The sequence below is a fragment of the Caballeronia sp. EK genome (assembly GCF_014384845.1).
Classification (GTDB): domain Bacteria; phylum Pseudomonadota; class Gammaproteobacteria; order Burkholderiales; family Burkholderiaceae; genus Caballeronia; species Caballeronia jiangsuensis.
The window spans coordinates 551,203-573,768 of record NZ_JACSUE010000005.1 but is presented as its reverse complement, the minus strand read 5'-3'; the positions used below and the strand labels follow the sequence as shown (position 1 = coordinate 573,768).

Below are 22,566 nucleotides of genomic sequence, written 5' to 3'. Positions count from 1 at the left end.
GCCCGCTCCCATGAGCCGGCGCCGCCAGCTTTCCGGCGTAGAGAAGTTTGGCTGGCCCGGGGCGATGCGCGAGACGGTTTCTCTTTGCGAGGAGAGAGGCGTCGGGCGCATCGGGCGCCAGCGAGCAGCACCGTGAAGAAGGCATGCAAGCAAGCGCGAATTGCGTCGACCGACACCGCGCGCCAACGCGGGCACCGCATGAGACGCCAAAAACAATGCGGGCCGTAAGCGCCGCGATTCGTGTTTCCAGCCTGCTGTATTCACAGCCTGGCTTACCGCCAAAACACCGCGTGACCTTCACGACGAACTCGTGACGCGCGCGGCATAAGTGATAAATCCGCGGATCATCCGCACCATTCGAACACCAGGAGTTTTGCACATGCAAACCACCGACAACGCCACGACTTCATTCGAAGGCGCATCCGCACAGCCGATGGGCGGTGCGCAGGCCACGGGCGCAGCACAAGCGCTCGCGCCGAACACGACGTATGCCGACTACAAGGTCATCCGTCGCAACGGAAGCGTGGTGTCGTTCGAGCCGACGAAAATCGCGATCGCCGTGACGAAGGCGTTCATCGCCGTGAACGGCGGCCAGGGCGCGGCTTCGGCGCGCGTGCGCGAACTCGTCGAGCAACTGACGCAAGCCGTCGTGCGCGCGCTCGTGCGCAGCCGTCCGCATGGCGGCACGTTCCATATCGAAGACATTCAGGATCAGGTCGAGCTCGCGCTGATGCGCGGCGGTGAGCACAACGTCGCGCGGGCGTACGTCCTGTATCGCGAGAAGCGCACGCAGCAGCGTTCGCAAGAGCGCTCGGAAGCGCAGAACGCGCAGCCGCACGAAGGCGCGATCAACGTGACGGACAACGGCGTCACGCGCCCGCTCGATCTCGACGCGCTGAAGGCGCTGATCGTCTCCGCGTGCGCGAACCTCGGCGACGCGGTGTCCGCCGAGCCGATCGTCGCCGAAACGGTAAAGAACCTGTACGACGGCGTGCCAATGAGCCAGGTCTACGACTCGGCCATCCTCGCCGCGCGCACGATGATCGAAAAGGATCCGGCGTACAGCCAGGTCACCGCACGCATCCTGCTGCACACGATCCGCCGCGAAATTCTCGTCGATGAAGTGACGCAAGCCGAAATGGGCGAGCGTTACGCCGAATACTTCCCGCTCTTCATCAAGCGCGGCGTGGAAGCCGGCCTGCTCGACGACAAGCTCCAGCAATTCGACCTGAAGCGCCTCGGCGCCGCGCTCGACGCGAACCGCGATCTGCAATTCGGCTACCTCGGCCTGCAGACGCTCTATGACCGCTACTTCCTGCACGTCGAAGGCACGCGTATCGAACTGCCGCAGGCATTCTTCATGCGTGTCGCGATGGGCCTGTCGCTCAACGAAATCGACCGCGAAGCGCGCGCGATCGAGTTCTACAACGTACTCTCGTCGTTCGACTTCATGTCGTCGACGCCGACGCTGTTCAACTCGGGCACGCATCGCTCGCAGTTGTCGTCGTGCTATCTGACAACCGTCGCCGACGATCTCGACGGCATCTACGAAGCGCTGAAGGAAAACGCGCTGCTCTCGAAGTTCGCGGGCGGTCTCGGCAACGACTGGACCCGCGTGCGCGCCCTCGGCTCGCACATCAAGGGCACGAACGGCAAGTCGCAGGGCGTCGTGCCGTTCCTGAAGGTCGTGAACGACACGGCTGTCGCGGTGAATCAGGGCGGCAAGCGCAAGGGCGCGGTGTGCGCGTACCTGGAGTCGTGGCACCTCGACATCGAGGAATTCCTCGAACTGCGCAAGAACACGGGCGATGACCGTCGCCGCACGCACGACATGAACACGGCGAACTGGATTCCCGATCTGTTCATGAAGCGCGTCGTCGAAGGCGGCGACTGGACGCTGTTCTCGCCGTCGACCTGCCCGGACCTGCACGATCTGTTCGGCGCGGACTTCGAGAAGGCCTATGTGGCTTACGAAGAGAAAGCCGCACGCGGCGAGATCAAGCTGTTCAAGAAGCTGCCGGCCGCGCAACTGTGGCGCAAGATGCTCGGCATGCTGTTCGAGACGGGCCATCCGTGGATCACGTTCAAGGATCCGTGCAATGTGCGCTCGCCGCAACAGCACGTCGGCGTCGTGCATTCGTCGAACCTGTGCACGGAAATCACGCTGAACACGAGCGAGACCGAAATCGCCGTCTGCAACCTCGGCTCGGTGAACCTCGTCGCGCACATGGTGAAGCAGGCCGACGGCAGCTACGCGCTGGATCACGCGAAGTTGAAGCGCACCATCAGCGTGGCGATGCGCATGCTCGACAACGTCATCGACATCAACTACTACGCGGTGCCGAAGGCGCGTAACTCGAACCTGAAGCATCGTCCGGTCGGCATGGGCATCATGGGCTTCCAGGACTGCCTGCATCTGCTGCGCACGCCGTATGCGTCGGGCGAAGCGGTCGAGTTCGCGGATCGTTCGATGGAAGCCGTCTGCTACTACGCGTACTACGCGTCGACGGAACTGGCGGAAGAGCGCGGCCGTTACGCGACGTATCGCGGCTCGCTGTGGGATCGCGGCATTCTTCCGCAGGATTCGCTGAAGCTGCTGGCGGACGCGCGCGGCGGCTACGTCGAAGTGGATTCGTCGGAGTCGATGGACTGGGCGCAACTGCGTTCGCGCATCTCGACGTACGGCATGCGCAACTCGAACTGCGTGGCGATCGCGCCGACGGCGACGATCTCCAACATCATCGGCGTGTCGGCGTGCATCGAGCCGACCTTCCAGAACCTGTACGTGAAGTCGAATCTGTCGGGCGAATTCACGGTCGTGAACGACTACCTCGTGCGTGACCTGAAGGCGCGTGGGCTGTGGGACGAAGTGATGGTGTCGGATCTGAAGTACTTCGACGGCACGCTCTCGCGCATCGACCGCATTCCGGCGGATCTCCGCGCGATCTACGCGACGGCGTTCGAAGTCGATCCGAAGTGGCTGGTCGAAGCGGCGTCGCGCCGGCAGAAGTGGATCGATCAGGCGCAGTCGCTGAACATCTACATGGCGGGCGCGTCGGGCAAGAAGCTCGACGAGGTCTACAAGCTCGCGTGGATTCGCGGCCTCAAGACCACGTATTACCTCCGTACGATGGCGGCGACGCACGTCGAGAAGTCGACCGTGGCGCACGGTGCGCTGAATGCTGTGCCGTCGGGCGATGGCGGGTCGGGCGCATCGGGTGCGCAGGGCGGGTTCGGTGGCGTGTCGGGCGGTGCGTCGAACGCGGGTGGCTTCAATGCAGCGGCGGTGGAGGCAGCGCCGGCTGCCGAAGCGGATGGTCCCGTTTGCATGATGCGTCCGGGGGATGCTGGCTTCGACGAGTGCGAGGCTTGCCAATAAGCGTGGGTTGAAGCGGTCTCTGAGGACCGGTGCCGGGTGCTTTCTTCTTCGTGAAGGGAGTGGTCGGTGCCGGTTTTTTTTCGCCGTTGGTTTCGGTGTTGTTTTCGCTGTTGTTTTCGCCGGATCCCGTTTTCGTGTCGGTCTATTAGCACTGCCCCTGTGCGGGGCGGCAGTCACTTTCTTTGCTGCTGCAAAGAAAGTAACCAAAGAAAGCAGCTCGTTCAGGCCCGCGGTCACACGCAGTTTGGCCATGCTTGCCAGCCGGAAGTGGCACTCGCCTAAATGTCGCCCCCAAAGGCCCAACCGGGCTTGGCTCGCGCACGGTCTGCCGCGCCAGTTGTTTTAGGGCGCTGGTTCAGCACCAAATAGCTTCGGCACAGCGCTGCGCGCTGCCGTTGGGTATGCGAGGGCAACCGACGAAGAAGAAGCACGCGCAGACCCGACTAACCCATCGGCCGCGAAGCGGGCTGGAGCTATTTGGTGCTGAACCAATGAAGCACGCGGCGCGATGAGTCAGACCGTGCGCGGTCCAAGCCCCGCGAGACCTACGAGGGCACTCGCTACTGCCGGGCCATTAGGCCAATCGCCTGTGCCGCGGCCGGTGTGAAGTGCTTAGGCTGGGGATAGCTGCTTTCTTTGGTTACTTTCTTTGCAGCAGCAAAGAAAGTGACCCCTCCGCCGGGGAGGCGGCTACTGAACAAGCGGCGAGATAACGGAAGAAGCAGGACAGCAGAAGCAACAACCTCACCCCCGCGTGCCACGCGAAATCTCCGTCCCTGCATCATGCGCGAGCCGCGCGGTAATCGGCATCGAAAGAAAAGAGAACAACCCGACGACAACGAACGCAGGCCAGAAGTCGGACCATTGCACGCTCGCATGACCGTTCAGATATTGCGAGAGTTCGAGCGTGATCCCCGCGATCGTCACGCCAAGACCAAGCGACACCTGTTGCACGAAGCTGGCAAGGCTGGTCGCGCGCCCGACATCGCGCGTTTCGATCTCCGCATACGCGAGCGAGTTGAGGCTCGTGAACTGCAACGCAGGGAAGAAGCCTCCGAGCAGCACGACAGCCCAGATCACCCAGGTCGGCGTGCCGGGAAAGAACGAGCCGCACGCCGCGATGGCGATGCCCGACAGCGCCGCGTTATAGAAGAGCGTCTGACGGAAGCCGAAGCGATGCAGCACGCGCGACGCGAGCGAGCGCATGAACATGCCGCCGAACGCCGACGCGCAGGTGATCGCGCCGGACTTGAACGCGGTCATGCCGAGACCTTCCTGCAGCGCGAGCGGCAGAAGAAACGGCACCGCGCCGAGCCCGATGCGAAACATCGAACCGCCGAGGACGCTCGCCTGAAACGTCGGCACGCGGAAGAAGCGCAAGTCGAGCAGCGGCTTCTCCGAGCGGCGCGCGTGGATGCAGTACAGCACGACCATCAGCGCGCCGGCCACGCACATCGCAAATGCCGTGCGTTGCGGAATCAGTTCGCCGCCGACGAGCGAGAGCCCGAGCAACAGCAGCACGCCCGCGCTCGCGGAGAGGAAGAAGCCGAACCAGTCGAGCCGGCCCGGATGGTCCTCGTGCGAGTTGGCAATGTAGCGGTTGGTCAGATAGATGCCGGCGATGCCGATCGGAATGTTGATGAAGAAGATCAGGCGCCAGTGCAGATAGGTGGTGATGAAGCCGCCGAGCAACGGACCGACCGCGGGTCCGAGCATTGCGGGCACCGAGAGGTAGTTCATCGCGCGAATGAACTCCGAGCGGCGCACCGAGCGGAAGATGATGATGCGGCCGACCGGCACCATCATCGCGCCGCCGACGCCCTGGATGAAGCGCGCGACGGTGAAGGGGCCGAGCGACGTGGAGGCCGCGCAGAGCAGCGAGCCGACGACGAACACGCCGATGGCCGCGCGGAACACGGCGCGTGCGCCGAAGCGGTCAGCGACCCAGCCGCAGATCGGTATGAAGACGCCGAGCCCGAGCACATAGCTCGTGACGGCGACTTTCAATGTGACGGGATCGCGTCCGAAGGCACGCGCCATTTCAGGAATCGCGGTGACGATCACGTTGGCGTCGACGCTTTCCATGAACATCGCGCACGCGACGATGAGAGGGGCAATGAAAGCTTTGACGGCAAGCGGCATGGTGAATCGCGATCAACTCTTGGCGGCAAGAGCGGCGATTATGGCACCGATATGGAGCAGTCGCTGAGCGATCGAAGCGCGTTGCGTGCTGCGATGAACATTGAACGAGGAGTGAAGAAACGATGGACCCGCAGGATCTGCAACGGCTCGTCACGCAGACGATGCCCTATGGCAAGTACAAGGATCGGCTCATCGCGGATCTGCCCGGTCACTATCTCGCGTGGTTCGCGCGTGAGGGTTTTCCAGAGGGCAAGCTCGGCAAGCTGCTCGCGTTGATGCATGAGATCGACCATAACAACCTGCGCTCGCTGCTCGATCCGTTGCGAGGTCGATGAGTTTTTTTGTCGAAACGGAACGCCGCGTAAACGCGCTATAGGTTGTATCGACACGTTTTGCAAGCACAAGATATTGTGGAAACAAGAGACGCCAAATGCTAAACTTCGGCAACGAATTCGAAGCACGCGGCAGGCAAGAGCAGGCGCCTCGACGTACTCGTCCGAGGGTGTTTCGAGTGACGCGGCGCGTGTTCGATGAACAGCATCGAAGCTCATCGAAGAGCGCGAGTGAACGTAGCAAGCCGCTCGCTTCTCGACACATGTTTTGCATCGCATCGAGTGTCGTCGAGAGACATCGATCGATGAGCGAAGCGAGCCACGCTTCGATGCGTTCGAGATCGCACACTCGTCATCGCGCTCATGCTCGCAGCAAAACACGACGTGCTTCGCATCATGCATCGCACGTCGGCCGCAAAGCACCGTGGGACAAGGCTTTCAAGACATCGATGAAGTCACGCGCAAGCACGTTGCGATGCCTTCGAAGTCACTCGATCAGGACCGCTTCACACACGATTCAACAGATGCCGCATCGAGCTTCACACACACGGCTGCGAGCCAAGTGTTGTATGCAGGTAGCAACGTCGAATCTAAATCGCATGAAAACGAGAATTTTCATGAGCAAACTCTTTTATCGCTCATGAAAAGATGGTACAAACCGATCTAAATTGATGGTGAGAATTTATGCTCAACTGGGATGACGAGACCACTGCCGTAGCTCCCTCGAGCGCTTCGCAACAGAACACGTTGCGCAACGCTCAAGGCACGGCGCAATTCGCGCAAGCTCATCAAGCTACCCATCAGACTGCTCAGGCTAACTCGACGAACATCTTCTCCGATGGCTTCGTTCCGCCCGCAGCCGCTACACCGTCCGCCGGCGTGATCGCCGCGCAGAGCGAAGCGCGCGTCAATGTCGCCGACAAGCGCATCATCAACGGCAAGACCGACGTCAATCAGCTCGTGCCGTTCAAGTACAAGTGGGCGTGGGAGAAGTACCTCGCCGGCTGTGCGAACCACTGGATGCCGCAGGAAGTGAACATGTCGCGCGACATCGCCCTGTGGAAAGACCCGAACGGTCTCTCGGACGACGAGCGCCGCGTCGTCAAGCGCAACCTCGGCTTCTTCGTCACGGCGGACTCGCTCGCCGCGAACAACATCGTGCTCGGCACGTACCGTCACATCACCGCTCCGGAGTGCCGCCAGTTCCTGCTGCGTCAGGCCTTCGAAGAGGCGATCCACACGCACGCGTATCAGTACATCGTCGAATCGCTGGGTCTCGATGAAAGCGAGATCTTCAACGCGTATCACGAGGTCAAGTCGATTCGCGACAAGGACGAGTTCCTCATTCCGTTCATCCAGACGCTGACCGATCCGGCATTCACCACCGGCACGCTGGAAGCGGACCAGAAATTGCTGAAGTCGTTGATCGTGTTCGCCTGCATCATGGAAGGTCTGTTCTTCTATGTCGGCTTCACGCAGATTCTGGCGCTGGGTCGCCAGAACAAGATGACGGGCGCGGCGGAGCAGTATCAATACATCCTCCGTGACGAGTCGATGCACTGCAACTTCGGCATCGACCTCATCAACCAGATCAAGCTCGAAGAGCCGCAACTGTGGACCGCCGAATTCAAGGCCGAGATCCGCGAGCTCTTCAAGGAGGCGGTGGAGCTCGAATATCGCTACGCTGAAGACACCATGCCGCGCGGGGTGCTCGGCCTGAACGCGTCGATGTTCAAGAGCTACCTGCGCTTCATCTGCAACCGGCGTTGCCAGCAGATCGGGCTTGACCCGCTCTTCCCGAACGAGGAAAACCCGTTCCCGTGGATGAGCGAAATGATCGACTTGAAGAAGGAACGCAACTTCTTCGAGACACGCGTGATTGAGTATCAAACCGGCGGCGCGCTGACCTGGGAATAATAAAAATCCAGGACGTGTTGCAGACGAAATCGATGGGACGGTCAGGCAGCAGCGTGTCGCTCACGCGCGCCTGATCGACAAGGTTTAGGAGAACGGTCGCCCGATGCAAAGTGCGCCTACTGACTTGGCGAGCCGATTATCGGCACGAATGAAAGACAGGCGTTTTGCGATCCCTTCAATGGGATGGGCAAACTTCCCCCCGGAAAATGCCAGCGGCATGCGCGCTGGCTCGATCAAGCGATGGCCGGCGCCGCGAAGATGCGGTGCTGACTCAATTTGGCGCGCGGTGCCTCGGGGCACGGCGCGCCTTGCCGTATTCATTAGCGTAAGCAGGTGGGATCAGCGTACGCCGATGAATAATCCGCTTCGTAGCGTGCGCTGTGAGAGGCGACGCGTGGGAAGCGGGTTTTGACGAAGGGTGTAGTTTGAACTGACTCTCATCTGAAAACCTGAAGGAGAAAAACCATGGCAGTTGCCAAGAAAAAACCCGCCGCCAAAAAGGCTGCAGCGAAGAAAGTCACCGCAAAGAAGGCCGCACCGGCGAAGAAGGTTGCCGCCAAGAAGGTCGCTGTGAAGAAGGTTGCAGCGAAGAAAGTAGCGGCCAAGAAGGTCGCGGCGAAGAAGGTTGCAGCAAAGAAAGTGGCAACCAAGAAAGTCGCAGCAAAGAAAGTAGCGGCGAAGAAGGTTGCAGCGAAGAAGGTCGCGGCGAAGAAGGCGCCCGCGAAGAAAGCCGCTGCGAAGAAAGTCGCGACCAAGAAGGTAGCCGCGAAGAAGGCCGCAGCCAAGAAGGCGCCTGCGAAGAAGGCCGCGGCGAAGAAGGCGCCCGCGAAGAAGGCCGCAGCGAAGAAGGCCGCTGCGAAAAAGGCTCCTGCGAAAAAGGCTGCTGCGAAGACCGCAGCCGCTGCGCCTGCCCCTGCTGCCGCTCCTGCTGCGAAGAAGGCCCCCGCGAAAAAAGCTCCGGCCAAGAAGGCCGCTGCTGCGAAGAAGACTACGGCTGCTGCTCCTGCAACGACGGCAACGACCGTATCGGCGCCTGCTCCGGCTCCGGCCGCTGCAGTCAAGACGGCGTTGAACCCGGCAGCGGCATGGCCGTTCCCGACGGGCAGCCGTCCGTAAGCTCTCGCAGTACGCGACACCCAGGCACAGTGCGCTGTGCCCTTAGTCCGGGTAAGCCTACCCGGCCTGAACCCGTCGCCGGAAATCTGGCGGCGGGTTTTTCGTTTCGGCGAACGAATTTCATCGCGCGCCTGCCGCTCGTTTCGCGCGGCCAAAGAAAAAGCGCATGCATCTTTCGATACATGCGCTCGCGCCGGACGAAGTGCTCGCCTTGCGGCGGCTATTCGTCCGCCGATTACGTCAGTGCCGCCTCAGTTCAGTGAGTCACGCGCGTGACGCCGCCGCTCGACAACAGACGCACCCGCTCGCCCGCCTGGAAGACTTCGCCGTTCGCGGTCTGCGTGATCGCGCGCATGTCGCCGTTATCGAGGCGCACGGTGATCTCCAGACCGTTCTTCATCGCGACGCTGTTCTCGACCGCGTTACCCGCAACAGCGCCGGCCAGCCCGCCGATGATGCCCGCGATGATCGAGCCATTGCCACCGCCGATCGCGCTGGCCGCCGCGACGCCGCCGAGCGCGCCGCCGCCGATCGTGCCGAGGCCGGTCGGCTGGCCATTGTTCGAACTGATCTTCACGCCGCGCACGCTTTCGACGGTGGCCATACGCACCGTTTCCTCGCGCTGCGCCTGCGACGCCGTATAAACGTCCGAAGAACTGCTGTTGTAGGCGCAGCCCGTCAGCGCGACCGAGCCGACGAGCGCCATTGCCAGCGCGATACGACTTACCGTTTTCATTCCTTCACTCCAATCACTCAGAACAGGCTGTTTCCGAAGGCCTGTTTGAAACGTTCTTCGATTTCGGCGCGCGTCGGCGCGTAGGTTTGCGGTCCCTGATGTTCGATTTTCAGCGAACCCATCAGACTCGCGAGACGACCCGTTTTCTCCCAGCCAAGCTTGTTCTCGATGCCGTACAGCAGGCCGCCGCGGAACGCATCTCCGCAGCCGGTCGGATCGACCACCTGATGCGCCTTCACGGAGGGAACGTCGAGCACGCCATCGTCATGATAGATCTGCGCGCCGTGTTCGCCACGTGTGACGACGAGGGCATCGACACGGCTCTTGATGTCTTCGATCGACCAGCCGGTCTTGTTGCTCAACAGCTTGGCTTCGTAATCGTTGACCGCCACGTAGGTGGCGAGTTCAATCATGCGACAAAGTTCGACACCGTCGAGAATCGGCAATCCCTGGCCCGGATCGAACACGAACGGCACGCCGGCGCGGGCCAGTCCTTCGGCGTGTTCGCGCATGCCTCGCGCACCGTCGGGGGCGACGATGCCGAGCGAGATGCCGCGCGTTTCATCGGCGCGGTTCAGGTGCGATTCCATCATCGCGCCGGGGTGGAACGCGGTAATCTGGTTGTTCGCGAGATCGGTGGTGATGAAGCATTGCGCCGAGTGCTGATCGGGCAGCACGCGCACGTATTCTGTCGACAGACCCAGCGCGTCGAGCCGGTCGACGTAGAGCTGCGAATCCGCCGCGCCGAGCGTGGCCATGATCTTCGGATCGCCACCCAGGAGCTTCAGCGCATAGGCGATATTGCCCGCGCAGCCGCCGAAGTTGCGCCGCATCGTCGGCACCAGGAAGCTGATGTTCAGCATGTGCACCTGATCCGGCAGGATATGGTCGCCGAAGCGGCCCTGGAAGGTCATGATGTTGTCGTAGGCGAGCGAGCCGCAGATGAGCGTAGCCAAGGCGAACGTCCTTAAGAATAGGTGCCGAGGAAAAAAATGCGCATACGAGGCGCGGCGAGCTTTTCCCCGCGCCTCGTATGCGCGGACCGCTCCGGTCGAGAGCGGTCCGCCGAAAGAATTACTTCAGTGCGGCGAGCGCTGCGTCGTAGTTCGGCTCGTTCTTGATTTCAGGCACGAGCTCCGAGTGCAGCACTTTGTTGTTCTCGTCCAGAACGACCACCGCGCGGGCCGTCAGGCCCTTGAGCGGGCCGCTTGTCACGTCGACGCCGTAGGCTTGTGCGAACTCGTGGCCGCGGAACGTCGAGGCCGTCACGACGTTTTCGATGCCTTCGGTCGTGCAGAAACGCTTCGCCGCGAACGGCAGATCGCCCGAAACGACGACCACCACCGTGTTGTTCAGGCCGGCGGCTGCTTCGTTGAACTTGCGCGTCGACGTGGCGCAGGTCGGCGTGTCGAGGCTCGGCACGATGTTCAGCACCTTGCGCTTGCCCGCGAAGTTGGCGAGCTTGATGTCGCCGAGATCGGCGCCGACGAGCGTGAATTCGGACGCTTGCTGGCCTGCGCCCGGAAAGGTGCCGCTGACGTCGATGGGATTGCCGCCGAGGGTAACTTGACTCATGTTGCGCTCCAGAGAATTGTCAGATGCTGACGGGAAAATCGCGCGTGCCGAGCCGTGAGGACAGGGACGCGCGTCGTGTGGCACTCGGTTCGGAGCCTTGCGCGTGATGAACGGCGCGAGGCCGTGATCACGGATAAAAGACCTGAACCCGGTAATTCGCGGCGACTGCGTCGCCGGTATCCAGCCGGACGACGACCGGCTGCGCGCTTTGCGGCGGAAGGCCGACGGCGAATATCGTACCCGCTCGCGCGTAATCTTGCGGCCAGAGCACGCGACGGATCGCGACGTTGTTCTTGTCGTCGAGCAGTGTGAGTTCGAGCGCCGGATACGCAAGCGCGACATCCAGCCGATTGCGCAGCGACAACTTCAGTTCGAGCTTGTGCGGACCGTCGACCTGACGCAGACCGGAGCTCTCGATCTGCAATCCGTCGATGTCGCGCGGCGGCGAGATCGTGCAGCCGATCTGATCGCAGACGTCCGAATAGAGCGCGTGCGAGGCGGGCACGAAGACCATCACGGATTCGCGTTGCCACCACGCGAGCTGCACGAGCAACAGCAACGCCAGCAGCACGGCGACGATGATGCCCACGACGCGCATGGCTTTCCCCGAGCCGACACGCGCCGGCGCGCGCAACTCTCGCTGCTCGCGCGATTCGCGGATGACCGGAAACGCTTCGTTCGCGCTGACACGGCGAACCGGCGCGGGCGGTTTCTTGCCGACGAAGCCCGGTTCCGCGTCGTCGCGCCATGCGGGTGCCGCGGGCGGTTCCGGCGTCGGCTGCACGGGCGGTGTGTCCTGCTCATGAACCGGTCCGATGAACGGCTCGGCGCGATCGTCTACAGGAGCGAACGGCGCAACGGGCGCGACGGGCGGCTCGCCGAGCGGCGCATCGACGCCGGCTTGCGCGGAATTCGCGGCATCGGCATGCGGCGCCCCCACGCGGATGAACTGCTTCAGGCGTCCCGCTTCGCCGGGCAGCGCGGACGGCTCGTTCGCGGCATCGGATTGCGCCGGCTCCGTGCGCGGCGGTGTGGGCCGCGTCTGCCCCGAGGCACCCGCGAACGCGGGGGAATCGCCGTAGATCGTGCGTTCGCTATCCGCGCCGGAGGGTTTGGCGCCCGCCGGCAGAGAAGGCGTAGCGGCATGTCTCGCCGGCCCGGTTGCGCCGAGATCGAGATTGCGCGGTGCGAACGGCCGCGGTTTCAGCGGAGCGTCGGGCAAGGCCGTCACGTGCGTCGGCACATCGGGAGCGGGGCCGGCGCCCGAACTGGTCGTGGGGCCGACGGCGACATCATCGTCGATGATCGCGGCATGCTGAGCGACACTTGCCGCAGCCGTCTCATCAGGAAGCTCGAAGCGATGATGCGCGGCATCGAAAACTTCCTGGCAGTGGCCGCAGCGCACGCGGCCGTCGTGCGGCGCGAGCAGGTGCGGGTCCAGCTTGAACACGGTTTCGCAGTGAGGGCAGCGGGTTGCCAGCGCCATATAGAAGTGCCGTTGGCCTGACGGCCTATTCGTGGAAGATGGCGCTATTCTAAAGGCTTTCGCGCCGCGTTCCCGCGAGGCATACCCAGCCTTCGTGCTCGCGCCAGACGCCGATGTCGATCCACTTGGCGTAGACCGCCGCGACCTCGTCGGCCTGCCGTGCGAGCACGCCCGACAGCGCGATTTTGCCGCCCGGCTTCACCTTCGCGGAGAGCATCGACGCCATCAGCTTGAGCGGATTCGAGAGGATGTTCGCGACGACGATATCGAATTCGCCGGCGGGGCACGCGTCGGGCAAACCGTAGGTCACGTCCGCGCGATTGCGCTCGCTGTTCTGACGCGCGGACTCGACCGCCTGAGGATCGATGTCGATGCCCACGACCGGATCCGCGCCGCACTTCTTCGCGAGAATCGCGAGGATGCCCGAGCCGCAGCCGTAATCGAGCAGCGATTGCCCCGGACGCACGGATTGCTCCAGCCATTCCATGCACAGGCGCGTGGTCGGATGGCTGCCGGTGCCGAATGCGAGCCCCGGATCGAGTTCGAGCACGAGCGCGCTCGGGTCGGGCGCGTCGTGCCACGAAGGCACGACCCAGATACGCTCGCCGATGGAAATCGGATCGAACTGCGCCTGCGTGAGACGCACCCAGTCCTGTTCCTCGACGTCGCGCACGGTGAAAGAGGGCGTCGCCGCCAGGCTGATTTCGTTCGCGGCCGCGGCGAGCAGCACGTCGGGATCGGCGTCCTCGGCGAGCAACGCCACGACGCGCGAGCGGTTCCACGCACGCTTCTCGGGCACGAGCCCCGGCTCGCCGAAGAGCGGCTGCTCGTCGGGCGTGTCGGCGTCAGCGTCCTCGACGGACACCGACAAGGCGCCGACGTCAAGCAGCGCGTCCGACAGCGCTTCCGCGTGCTCTCGATCCAGCTCGGCGATCAATTCCCGGTAACTCATGCTCGTGTCTCGTGCTCTCTTGCTTCGCTGTACTTCAGGACTCTTCGGCGACCGCCGCCTGACGCGCGGCCAGCTTGTTCTCGAGATAGTGGATGCTCGTGCCGCCTTCGACGAACTTCGCGTCGATCATCATCTCGCGATGCAGCGGGATGTTGGTCGAGATGCCTTCCACGACCATTTCCGACAGCGCGATGCGCATGCGGTTGATCGCCTGCTCGCGCGTCGCGCCGTAGGCAATCAGCTTGCCGATCATCGAATCGTAGTTCGGCGGAACGAAATAGCTCGCGTACGCATGCGAATCCACGCGGATGCCCGGGCCGCCCGGCGTATGCCACGACGTGATCCGTCCCGGCGACGGCGTGAACTTGAACGGATCTTCCGCGTTGATCCGGCATTCGATCGCGTGGCCGCGGAACTGGATGTCCTTCTGGCGGATCGACAGCTTTTCGCCCGCCGCGATGCGAATCTGTTCCTGAACGATATCGACGCTCGTGATGAGTTCCGTCACCGGATGCTCGACCTGAACGCGCGTGTTCATCTCGATGAAGTAGAACTCGTTGTTCTCGTACAGGAACTCGAAGGTGCCCGCGCCGAGATAGCCCATCTTCTTGCAAGCGTCGGCGCAGCGGTCGCCGATACGCTCGATGAGACGTCGCGCGATGCCCGGCGCCGGCGCTTCCTCGATCACTTTCTGGTGACGGCGCTGCATCGAGCAGTCACGCTCGCCTAGCCAGATCGCGTTGCGGAACGAATCCGACAGCACCTGGATCTCGATGTGGCGCGGGTTCTCGAGGAACTTCTCCATGTACACCTGCGGGTTGCCGAAGGCGCGGCCCGCTTCCTCGCGCGTCATGTTGACCGCGTTGACGAGCGCCGCTTCCGTGTGCACCACGCGCATGCCGCGCCCGCCGCCGCCGCCCGCCGCCTTGATGATGACGGGGTAGCCGACCGTGCGCGCAATCTTCACGATCTCGCGCGGATCGTCTGGCAATGCGCCTTCCGAACCCGGCACGCACGGCACGCCGGTCTTGATCATCGTTTGCTTGGCGGTGACCTTGTCGCCCATCAGGCGGATGGTCTCGGGACGCGGACCGATGAACGTGAAGCCCGATTGCTCGACGCGCTCGGCGAAATCCGCGTTTTCGGAGAGGAAGCCGTAGCCGGGATGGATGGCTTCGGCGTCGGTGACTTCGGCCGCGCTGATGAGCGCCGGCATGTTCAGGTACGAGAGGTTGGACGGCGCCGGTCCGATGCACACGGCTTCGTCGGCCAGCCTGACGTACTTCGCTTCCTTGTCGGCTTCCGAGTAGACGACGACTGTCTTGACGCCCAGCTCGCGGCACGCGCGCTGGATGCGAAGCGCGATTTCGCCGCGGTTCGCAATGAGAATTTTTTCAAACATAGTGGGTCGGCTCATCAACGGGCTCGCGCGAGCGGCCCTCGGGGATCCAATCGGCGGCGCGCTTCTCGACGGATCGATGCTGCTCTGCGCGCCGGCGCGGTGAAGCTGTGCGACGGCGATGCAGACCGCATCCGCCGCACGGCCCGATGCGCCTTCAGTCGCCGATCACGAAGAGCGGCTGGCCGTATTCGACCGCCTGTCCGTTCTCGACGAGGATTTCCTTCACGACGCCGGCCTTATCCGATTCGATTTCGTTCAAGAGCTTCATCGCTTCGATGATGCACAGGGTCTGGCCTTCCTTAACCGTATCGCCGACCTGGATGAACGGGTCCGCGCCCGGCGACGGCGCGCGGTAGAACGAGCCGACCATCGGCGAGGTCACGATGTGACCTTGCGGCACGGCTGCCACCGGCGCGGCCGCTGCGGCCGGCGCACCTTCTCCCGCGCCCGCGAAGTGCGGCGCGGCCGGCGCCTGCATTTGCGGCGCGTACTGTTGCGGCGCCTGCATGTAGACAGGCGCGGCGTTCTTGACGATGCGAACCTTGCCTTCGCCTTCCGTCACTTCCAGCTCCGAGATGCCGGATTCCGAGACGAGGTCGATCAGCGTTTTCAGTTTACGAAGGTCCATCGAAAAATCCCCTTTCAATACTTGGAGACCGGGGTTGCCCGGTGCTTGACTTGATTTGTGGGTGTTCTGAACTGCTCAGCCGCGAGGCTGCGCGGCCAGCAGGCCGACGCGCGCACGCACTCCCGCGCCCGTGCAAGCGCCGACGGAAACGACGGCGGCGGAATCGGTCGGCACACCGCGGGCGTTCATGTCGAACGCTTCGGCGTGGTCGCTTTGATGTGCGCGCCCGAACTGCCAGCGCACGACGCCTGCGGATGCCCTGCGGCGACCGTCATCGTTTTCACGGATGTCGGACTTGACGGCGAGGTGGCCACGCGGCACCGGCAGAGTTGTCATAGTCGCTTCGGGTTGTGCGGAATTCGGCGCACTTTAGCGCCGTTTAGAGAATTTTGTCTAGTTTTACCGTGCGGCGCGTTCCGAAACTGTGGGACAAATTACCGCTCCACGCCGCATGACCGACTCAATTTCCCGCAAGATCGGTGTACTGTACCCTAACTTGCGGCTTACTCAATGCAAGTCGCAGCCTACAGACAGCGAATTTTTACAGGCTGTCGAGTGTGTGCTTCAACTCCGCCGGATCGACTTCGCCCAGTTTTGTCGAGCGGATCTGCCCTTTGGCGTCGATCACCACCGTAAAAGGCAGGCCACCCGCGTTATTGCCGAAGCTACGCGCAAGATCCGCGCCGCCGAAACCGGTGACATAGACGGGATACGCGACCTGTACCTTCTTCAGGAAGTCGTTGACGTTCTTCTCGCTATCCACGCCAAGTCCGATGAACTTAATGCCTTTCTTCTCGTAGTCGCGCTGCATGGCGGAGAGTGTGGGCATTTCCTTCACGCACGGTCCGCACCACGACGCCCAGAAATTGACGACGACCGGTTTGCCCTTGAACGACGCGAGCGGCACGGACGTGCCCGAAGCGCCCGGCGGCGTTGCTTTCCAGAGTTGGTCGACGGCGTTCCCGCTCGCCGGGGTCGCGGCGACGCTATCGCCGCCGGTAAATACGTGACCCGCGTAAAAGCCGCCGACGGTCGCGACGACCGCGACCACGAGGGCCGCCAGAATGCGTGTGCTTTTCATGAGCGTCCAAAAGAAAGATCAGCCGCCGATTTCCAGCGGCGGGGCATCATCGCGATGATCGAGCAGCGTGCGCACCGCCGCGGCGTTCGCGCGCGCAAGGCGTCCGCGACCGTCCGCGCGCACGGCGCCACGGAGATCATCGGTGCCATAGAGCGCGATGTGTACGCCAGTCGGCTCCTCGTTGCGCACCCGATGCAGAAAACTCAGCGTCTCGACATAGCCGCGACCGGCGAAATGCCGCGTCTCCGATACGTCGTACTGTATGTTCGCGTTCAGCAGGTAAATCGCGACTTCCTTCGGATTGTCGCAGAAGCATTGCAGATGGACGTCGGAATGCTCGCCCGCCGTGCCGTTGAGCACCGCGCCCGTCAGATACGGGTCGAAGGGTTTCAGGCGTTCCATCCATTCGAGTGCGACTTCGCGCATGCGCCGCAGCACGACCGGCTGGCTCTCGCTCTGGAAAATGGCCTGATATTCGCGGATTTCCTCTTCGATCTGATCGTTATCGGGCAGAAACTCGCCGCCGATCTTCGCCTCCCCGACGACCTGCCGCGCAGCCTTGCGCTTGGCGGTCGAGTAGTCGAGCCCGTCCTCGGCGATCATTCTCGCGGCGGCAATCGCGATTTCCTCGCGCACGCGCTGCGGATCGAAATGTGATTTGCGAACCATGCCGGAATGATACTAGATAAGCTCGGACGGCCCTTTTGCGGACTCGGTGCGGCACGCTCGCGCCAGCGAAAGAGCGCCAGGCGTGCTCGGTTACAATATGCGCCTTCAGGCGCCTTTCTGCACGGGTTTGCCCACGAACGGCGCCGTTCCTGTTTTTGCCTCTCAATCGCCCGCGCGGCGCGACACGGTTTATGCACATCCACATCCTCGGCATCTGCGGCACCTTCATGGGCGGACTGGCCGTTCTGGCGCGCGAGGCGGGCCACAAGGTCACCGGCTGCGACGCAGGCGTCTACCCGCCGATGAGCACGCAGCTCGAAGCGCAGGGCATCGAGTTGATCGAAGGTTACGGCGTCGAGCAACTCGCGCTCGAACCGGACTTGTTCGTCATCGGCAATGTCGTGACGCGCGGCAATCCGTTGATGGAAGCCATTCTCGATCGCGGGCTGCCGTACACGTCCGGCCCGCAGTGGCTCGGCGAGCACGTGCTGAACGGCAAATGGGTGCTCGCCGTCGCGGGCACGCACGGCAAGACCACGACGAGTTCCATGCTCGCGTGGCTGCTCGAAGACGCGGGCATGAACCCCGGCTTTCTGATCGGCGGCGTGCCGCTCAACTTCGGCATCTCGGCGCGTCTGACCGATTCGAGCTTCTTCGTCATCGAAGCCGACGAATACGACACCGCATTCTTCGACAAGCGCTCGAAGTTCGTCCACTATCGGCCGCGCACGGCGGTACTCAACAACCTCGAATTCGATCACGCCGATATCTTCCCCGATCTCGCCGCCATCGAAACGCAATTCCATCACCTCGTTCGCACCGTGCCGGGCGTCGGGCGCATCGTCACGAACGGGCGCGAGACCGCGCTCGAGCGCGTGCTCACGCGCGGCTGCTGGTCGGGCGTCGAGCGCTTCGGCGTCGACGGCGGCTGGCAGGCGTTGCCCGTCGAGCAGGGCGCGCCCGTCGATGAGCATTTCGCCGTGTACTGGGAGGGCGAGCGGCAGGGCGTCGTCGACTGGCAGGTCCAGGGCGAGCACAACCGCATGAACGCGCTCGCGGCGATCGCGGCGGCGCGCTCGGTCGGCGTGCCGGCGGCGCAATCGGTCAAGGCGCTTTCTAGCTTCCGCAACGTGAAGCGGCGCATGGAAGTGAAGGGCAGCGTGGACGGCGTCACCGTCTACGACGACTTCGCGCATCACCCGACCGCGATCGACACCACCGTCGCCGGACTGAGGACGCGAATCGGCGATGCGCGCATCCTCGCCGTGCTGGAGCCGCGCTCCAACACGATGAAGCTCGGCACGATGAAGGCGCAATTGCCCGCGAGTCTCGCAAGCGCGGATCTGGTATTCGGCTACGGCGCGCGTGAAGGCCGCGACAAGCTCGGCTGGGATCTCGCGGAGGCGCTGTCTCCGCTCGGCGACAAGGCGCGGGCATTCAACGAGATCGAACCTCTGGTGAAAGCGGTCACGGCCGCCGCGCGCCCCGGCGACCACGTGCTCGTGATGAGCAACGGCGGCTTCGGCGGCGTCCATCAGAAACTGCTCGACGCGCTATCCGCGCGTGGCGCGGGAGGACACTCGTGATTCTCTATCTGCACGGCTTTCGCTCGTCGCCCGGATCCTTCAAGGCGCGCGTGATGCACGCGCGTCTCGCGGAACTCGGGCGGCTCGGCGAATGGCAGTGCCCGATGCTGCCGGTGTCGCCGTTCGATGCCGTCGCGCTGGCGGAATCGCTCGTCGCGGACGAGAAGCCGGGCGATGTGACCGTCGTCGGCAGTTCGCTTGGCGGCTATTACGCGACGTATCTCGCCGAGAAGCACGGCTGGCGCGCCGTGCTGCTCAATCCGGCGGTGATGCCCGATCGCGATCTGAGTCACTATCTCGGCGAGCAGCCGTTGTGGCACGGCGACGGCAGCATCACCGTATTGCCGAGCCATCTGGATGAACTGCGCGCGCTCGCGATCGCGTCGATCACGCGGCCGGAGCGCTACTATCTGATCGCGGCGACGGGCGACGAAGTGCTCGATTACCGCACGATGCTCGACCACTATCCCGGCGTGCGGACCACGCTGATTCAGGGCGGCGATCACGCGATCAGCGACTTCCCGGCCTATCTCGCCGATGTCATCGCGTTTTGCGATCAGGCGCCGCCACCGCTCGTCGCGCCGGCGGCGGCGTGAGCGCGCGGCGTCACACCAATTCAACCACCGGCGCAAATCACGCGGCCCGGTCCACCGTCTTACGAGAGTATTGAGTGAACGTTTTCTTCGAGGAATCGGGTAGTTTCAAGGCCGGATCGGTGTTGTCCAAGCAGGGCGACGCGTTCCAGGTCGAGTTGCCGGGCGGGCGGCGCGCCAAGGTGCGCGCGAAAGACGTGCTGATCGAATTCGACAAACCCGCAGCCGGCGACCTGATGCAGGAAGCCGACGCCATCGCGCAGGAAATCGATCTCGACTTTCTGTGGGAATGCGCGCCCGAAGACGAGTTTCCGTTCGCGGCGCTCGGCGCGGATTACTTCGGCGACAAATTCGGTCCGACCGAACGCGCGGCGCTCGTCCTGCGCATGCACGGCGCGCCGGTCTATTTCCGGCGCAAGGGGCGCGGCCAGTATCAGCGCGCGCCGCAGGAACAATTGCAGATGGCGCTCGCAGGGCTGGAGCGCAAGCGTCAGCAGGCGCTCGTGCAGCAGGGTTACGAAGACGACCTGAAGGCGGGCAAGCTGCCCGACGCGCTGAAGGACAAGGCGCTCGGCCTGCTCACGAAGCCCGACAAGAATTCCATCGAGTACAAGGCGCTCGAAGCAGCGGCGGCCGCGCGCGGCATTTCGCAGGCGCGGCTGATGCTCGAATGCGGCGGCATCGCGTCGCCGCGCGCGTTGCACGAAGCGCGCTTTCTGTCGGAATACTTTCCGCATGGCACCGGCTTTCCCTCGGTGCAGCCGGGCCCGTTGCCGGAAGATCTGCCGGAAGCGAATGTCGAAGCCTTTTCCATCGACGACGTCACCACGACCGAAATCGACGACGCCTTCTCCGTCCAGCATCTCTCCGACGGCCGCGTGCGCGTGGGCATCCACATCGCGGCGCCGGCGCTCGGCATCACGCGCGGCGACATGATCGATGCGATCGCGCGCGGGCGTCTCTCCACGGTCTACATGCCCGGCGACAAGATCACGATGCTGCCGGACAACGTCGTGGATGTGTTCACGCTCGGCGAAGGCGGTCTGCGCCCGGCGCTGTCGCTGTACATCATCGTGAAGCGCGAGACGCAGGAAATCGTCGCGACGGAAACGCGCGCGGAACGCGTGTTCGTGAAGAGCAACCTGCGCCACAACCATCTCGATGCGTTCGTCACCGAGGAAAGCCTCGCCGCCGGCACGGGCGATTACGCGCACAAGGACGACATCGCGGTGCTGTGGCCGCTCGCGCAGGCGCTCTTCGAAAAGCGTCAGCAGGCGCGCGCGAGTTACGGTCTCAAGCGCGAAGTGCAGCGCAACAACGACTTCAACTTCTATGTCGATGGCGAGCACATCACGATCACGCCGCGCCGTCGCGGTTCGCCGCTCGATCTGATCGTCGCGGAACTCGCGATTCTCGCGAATTCGTCGTGGGGCGCATTCCTCGACGATCACGGCGTGCCGGGCATCTATCGCTCGCAGCGCGGCTTCGGCGGTCCCGGTCCGAAGCGCACGCGCATGCAGACGACGCCCGCGCCGCATGAAGGGCTGGGCGTCGCGCAATATGCGTGGAGCACGTCGCCGCTGCGCCGCTACGTCGATCTCGTCAATCAATGGCAACTGCTCGCGTGCGTGCAGCATGGCGTGACGGCCAAGCTCGCCGCGCCGTTCAAGCCGAAGGACGCGGATCTCTTCGCCGTCGTGCAGGGCTTCGACGACACCTACACCGCGTACGCCGATCATCAGCGCCGCATGGAGTATTTCTGGTGTCTGCGCTGGCTGAAGCAGGAGAACCGGAAGCAGGTTCCTGCGTCGGTCATCAAGGACGATCTCGTCCGGCTCGAAGAAATTCCGCTGATCTTGCACGTGCCGGGGCTCGGCGTGCATGCGCGCGGCACGCGTCTGATGCTGGAAGTCGTATCGATCGATGAACTGACCGTCGAAGCGTCCTGCCGTCTGCTGCATGTCATCGATGCGCCGTCCGCGAGCGCGCCGGTCGAGGAAGAGGAAGCCGAAGAGGAAATCATCGAGACCGACGATCTTTCCGCGGAAAGCGAAGCCGAAGCGCAGGCGGAAGCGTCGGTGGAACAGCCACAACCGGAAACGCCGGACAACGCGCAGGAACCGACGCCATGAAAGACCAGTACGCGGTGATCGGCAATCCGATCGAGCACAGCAAATCGCCGTGGATTCACGCGAAGTTCGCCGAGCAGACCGGCGAGCCTGTCGAATACGGGCGCATTCTCGGGCCGCTCAACGGCTTCGAGCGTGAGGTGAAGAACTTCGTCGCGTCGGGCGGACGCGGCATGAACGTCACGGTGCCATTCAAGCTCGAAGCGCACGCGCTCGCGGATTCGCTGTCGCCGCGCGCGGCGGCGGCGGGCGCGGTGAACACGCTGGCCTTCGGTCCCGACGGCGTGCGCGGTGACAACACCGACGGCGTCGGCCTCGTGCGCGACATCGAGGTGAATCTCGGCGTGAGCCTGAAAGGCGCGCGCATTCTGCTGCTCGGCGCGGGCGGCGCGGCACGCGGCGTCGTGCTGCCGATCTTCGATCGCGCACCGGCGGCGCTCACCATCGTCAATCGCACGGCGGCGAAGGCGAATCAGCTCGTCGAGCAGTTCGCGCAAAACGCGGCCGAATGCGGCGTGCGCTTCGCGGGCGGCGGCGCCGACAGCGCGGAAGCGGGCCGCTACGACGTGATCGTCAACGCCACCGCGGGCAGCCTCGACGCCGCCTTGCCCGATTGCGACGACAGCGCGTTCGGCGCGGGCACGCTCGCCTACGACATGATGTACGGCGCGCAACCGACCGTCTTCATGCAGCACGCGTCGAAGCTCGGCGCGCGCGCATCGGATGGCCTCGGCATGCTGGTCGAGCAGGCCGCCGAATCGTTCTTCATCTGGCGCGGCGTGCGCCCGGACGGCGGCGCGGTGCTGCGCGAATTGCGCCAGACGCTCGCAGCCAAAGCCTGAT

At 63.6% G+C, this 22,566-nt stretch carries 19 protein-coding genes and 1 pseudogene; 9 read left to right on the top strand and 11 right to left on the bottom strand.

Annotated features, from left to right (window positions below; all coding sequences use genetic code 11):
* Window positions 1–379: 379 nt before the first annotated feature.
* The gene (locus IAG25_RS18195; protein WP_187606082.1) at window positions 380–3,379 is read left to right on the top strand and encodes a ribonucleoside-diphosphate reductase subunit alpha; all 3,000 of its coding nucleotides are present in this window, start codon (window positions 380–382) and stop codon (window positions 3,377–3,379) included.
* A gap of 744 nt (window positions 3,380–4,123) precedes the next feature.
* Here IAG25_RS18195 and IAG25_RS18190 read toward each other — a convergent pair.
* Window positions 4,124–5,521, bottom strand: a complete 1,398-nt coding sequence (locus IAG25_RS18190; RefSeq protein ID WP_187606081.1) for an MFS transporter — start codon at window positions 5,519–5,521, stop codon at window positions 4,124–4,126.
* 122 nt (window positions 5,522–5,643) lie between these two features.
* Here IAG25_RS18190 and IAG25_RS18185 point away from each other — a divergent pair, with 122 nt between their 5' ends.
* From IAG25_RS18185 to IAG25_RS18175, 4 genes and pseudogenes are all read left to right on the top strand, one after another.
* Window positions 5,644–5,856 carry a DUF3820 family protein gene (locus tag IAG25_RS18185; RefSeq protein ID WP_035507762.1) on the top strand — a complete coding sequence of 71 codons (213 nt, stop codon included), beginning with the start codon at window positions 5,644–5,646 and terminating at the stop codon, window positions 5,854–5,856.
* Window positions 5,857–6,537: 681 nt separating this feature from the next.
* On the top strand, window positions 6,538–7,770 hold the full coding sequence (locus IAG25_RS18180; protein ID WP_187606080.1) for a ribonucleotide-diphosphate reductase subunit beta: 1,233 nt from the start codon (window positions 6,538–6,540) through the stop codon (window positions 7,768–7,770).
* 103 nt (window positions 7,771–7,873) lie between these two features.
* A pseudogene (locus tag IAG25_RS41455) lies at window positions 7,874–8,204 on the top strand (hypothetical protein).
* A gap of 31 nt (window positions 8,205–8,235) precedes the next feature.
* Window positions 8,236–8,886, top strand: coding sequence for a histone H1-like DNA-binding protein (locus tag IAG25_RS18175; protein WP_035507757.1), 651 nt, complete (start codon window positions 8,236–8,238; stop codon window positions 8,884–8,886).
* Window positions 8,887–9,142: 256 nt separating this feature from the next.
* On the opposite strand, the gene IAG25_RS18170 is transcribed toward IAG25_RS18175, so the two are convergent.
* The 10 genes from IAG25_RS18170 to IAG25_RS18125 form a co-directional block, all read right to left on the bottom strand.
* On the bottom strand, window positions 9,143–9,622 hold the full coding sequence (locus IAG25_RS18170; RefSeq protein ID WP_035507755.1) for a glycine zipper 2TM domain-containing protein: 480 nt from the start codon (window positions 9,620–9,622) through the stop codon (window positions 9,143–9,145).
* Between the two features lie 17 nt (window positions 9,623–9,639).
* Window positions 9,640–10,578, bottom strand: coding sequence for a carbohydrate kinase family protein (locus tag IAG25_RS18165; protein WP_035507752.1), 939 nt, complete (start codon window positions 10,576–10,578; stop codon window positions 9,640–9,642).
* Window positions 10,579–10,696: 118 nt separating this feature from the next.
* Window positions 10,697–11,197 (bottom strand): thiol peroxidase, encoded by a 501-nt coding sequence (gene tpx, locus IAG25_RS18160; protein WP_035507749.1) that lies wholly within the window; start codon window positions 11,195–11,197, stop codon window positions 10,697–10,699.
* Window positions 11,198–11,324: 127 nt separating this feature from the next.
* Window positions 11,325–12,683: a DUF3426 domain-containing protein gene (locus IAG25_RS18155; protein ID WP_187606079.1), complete on the bottom strand. Its 1,359-nt coding sequence runs from the start codon at window positions 12,681–12,683 to the stop codon at window positions 11,325–11,327.
* A 49-nt stretch (window positions 12,684–12,732) separates the two neighbouring features.
* A complete protein-coding gene (gene prmA, locus IAG25_RS18150) occupies window positions 12,733–13,635 on the bottom strand; it encodes a 50S ribosomal protein L11 methyltransferase (protein WP_187606078.1) in 903 nt (300 codons plus the stop codon).
* A 34-nt stretch (window positions 13,636–13,669) separates the two neighbouring features.
* Entirely contained in the window at window positions 13,670–15,037 is a 1,368-nt protein-coding gene (accC, locus tag IAG25_RS18145) for an acetyl-CoA carboxylase biotin carboxylase subunit (RefSeq protein WP_035507740.1), read from the bottom strand.
* Between the two features lie 154 nt (window positions 15,038–15,191).
* Window positions 15,192–15,665, bottom strand: coding sequence for an acetyl-CoA carboxylase biotin carboxyl carrier protein (gene accB / locus IAG25_RS18140; RefSeq protein WP_187606077.1), 474 nt, complete (start codon window positions 15,663–15,665; stop codon window positions 15,192–15,194).
* A gap of 75 nt (window positions 15,666–15,740) precedes the next feature.
* Window positions 15,741–16,001, bottom strand: a complete 261-nt coding sequence (locus tag IAG25_RS18135) for a hypothetical protein (protein ID WP_187606076.1) — start codon at window positions 15,999–16,001, stop codon at window positions 15,741–15,743.
* A gap of 205 nt (window positions 16,002–16,206) precedes the next feature.
* Window positions 16,207–16,746, bottom strand: a complete 540-nt coding sequence (locus tag IAG25_RS18130; RefSeq protein ID WP_187606075.1) for a TlpA family protein disulfide reductase — start codon at window positions 16,744–16,746, stop codon at window positions 16,207–16,209.
* 18 nt (window positions 16,747–16,764) lie between these two features.
* Window positions 16,765–17,415: a UDP-N-acetylmuramate--alanine ligase gene (locus IAG25_RS18125; RefSeq protein WP_187606074.1), complete on the bottom strand. Its 651-nt coding sequence runs from the start codon at window positions 17,413–17,415 to the stop codon at window positions 16,765–16,767.
* Between the two features lie 149 nt (window positions 17,416–17,564).
* On the opposite strand from IAG25_RS18125, the gene mpl reads away from it, so the two are divergent.
* The 4 genes from mpl to aroE all read left to right on the top strand — a co-directional run bounded on the left by mpl (window position 17,565) and on the right by aroE (window position 22,565).
* On the top strand, window positions 17,565–19,001 hold the full coding sequence (mpl, locus tag IAG25_RS18120; RefSeq protein ID WP_375336528.1) for a UDP-N-acetylmuramate:L-alanyl-gamma-D-glutamyl-meso-diaminopimelate ligase: 1,437 nt from the start codon (window positions 17,565–17,567) through the stop codon (window positions 18,999–19,001).
* Window positions 18,998–19,597 (top strand): YqiA/YcfP family alpha/beta fold hydrolase, encoded by a 600-nt coding sequence (locus tag IAG25_RS18115; RefSeq protein ID WP_187606072.1) that lies wholly within the window; start codon window positions 18,998–19,000, stop codon window positions 19,595–19,597. Before mpl ends, IAG25_RS18115 begins: the two co-directional genes overlap by 4 nt.
* 74 nt (window positions 19,598–19,671) lie before the next feature.
* Window positions 19,672–21,726, top strand: coding sequence for a ribonuclease catalytic domain-containing protein (locus IAG25_RS18110; protein ID WP_187606071.1), 2,055 nt, complete (start codon window positions 19,672–19,674; stop codon window positions 21,724–21,726).
* On the top strand, window positions 21,723–22,565 hold the full coding sequence (gene aroE / locus IAG25_RS18105) for a shikimate dehydrogenase (RefSeq protein WP_187606070.1): 843 nt from the start codon (window positions 21,723–21,725) through the stop codon (window positions 22,563–22,565). Before IAG25_RS18110 ends, aroE begins: the two co-directional genes overlap by 4 nt.
* Window position 22,566 lies beyond the last annotated feature (1 nt).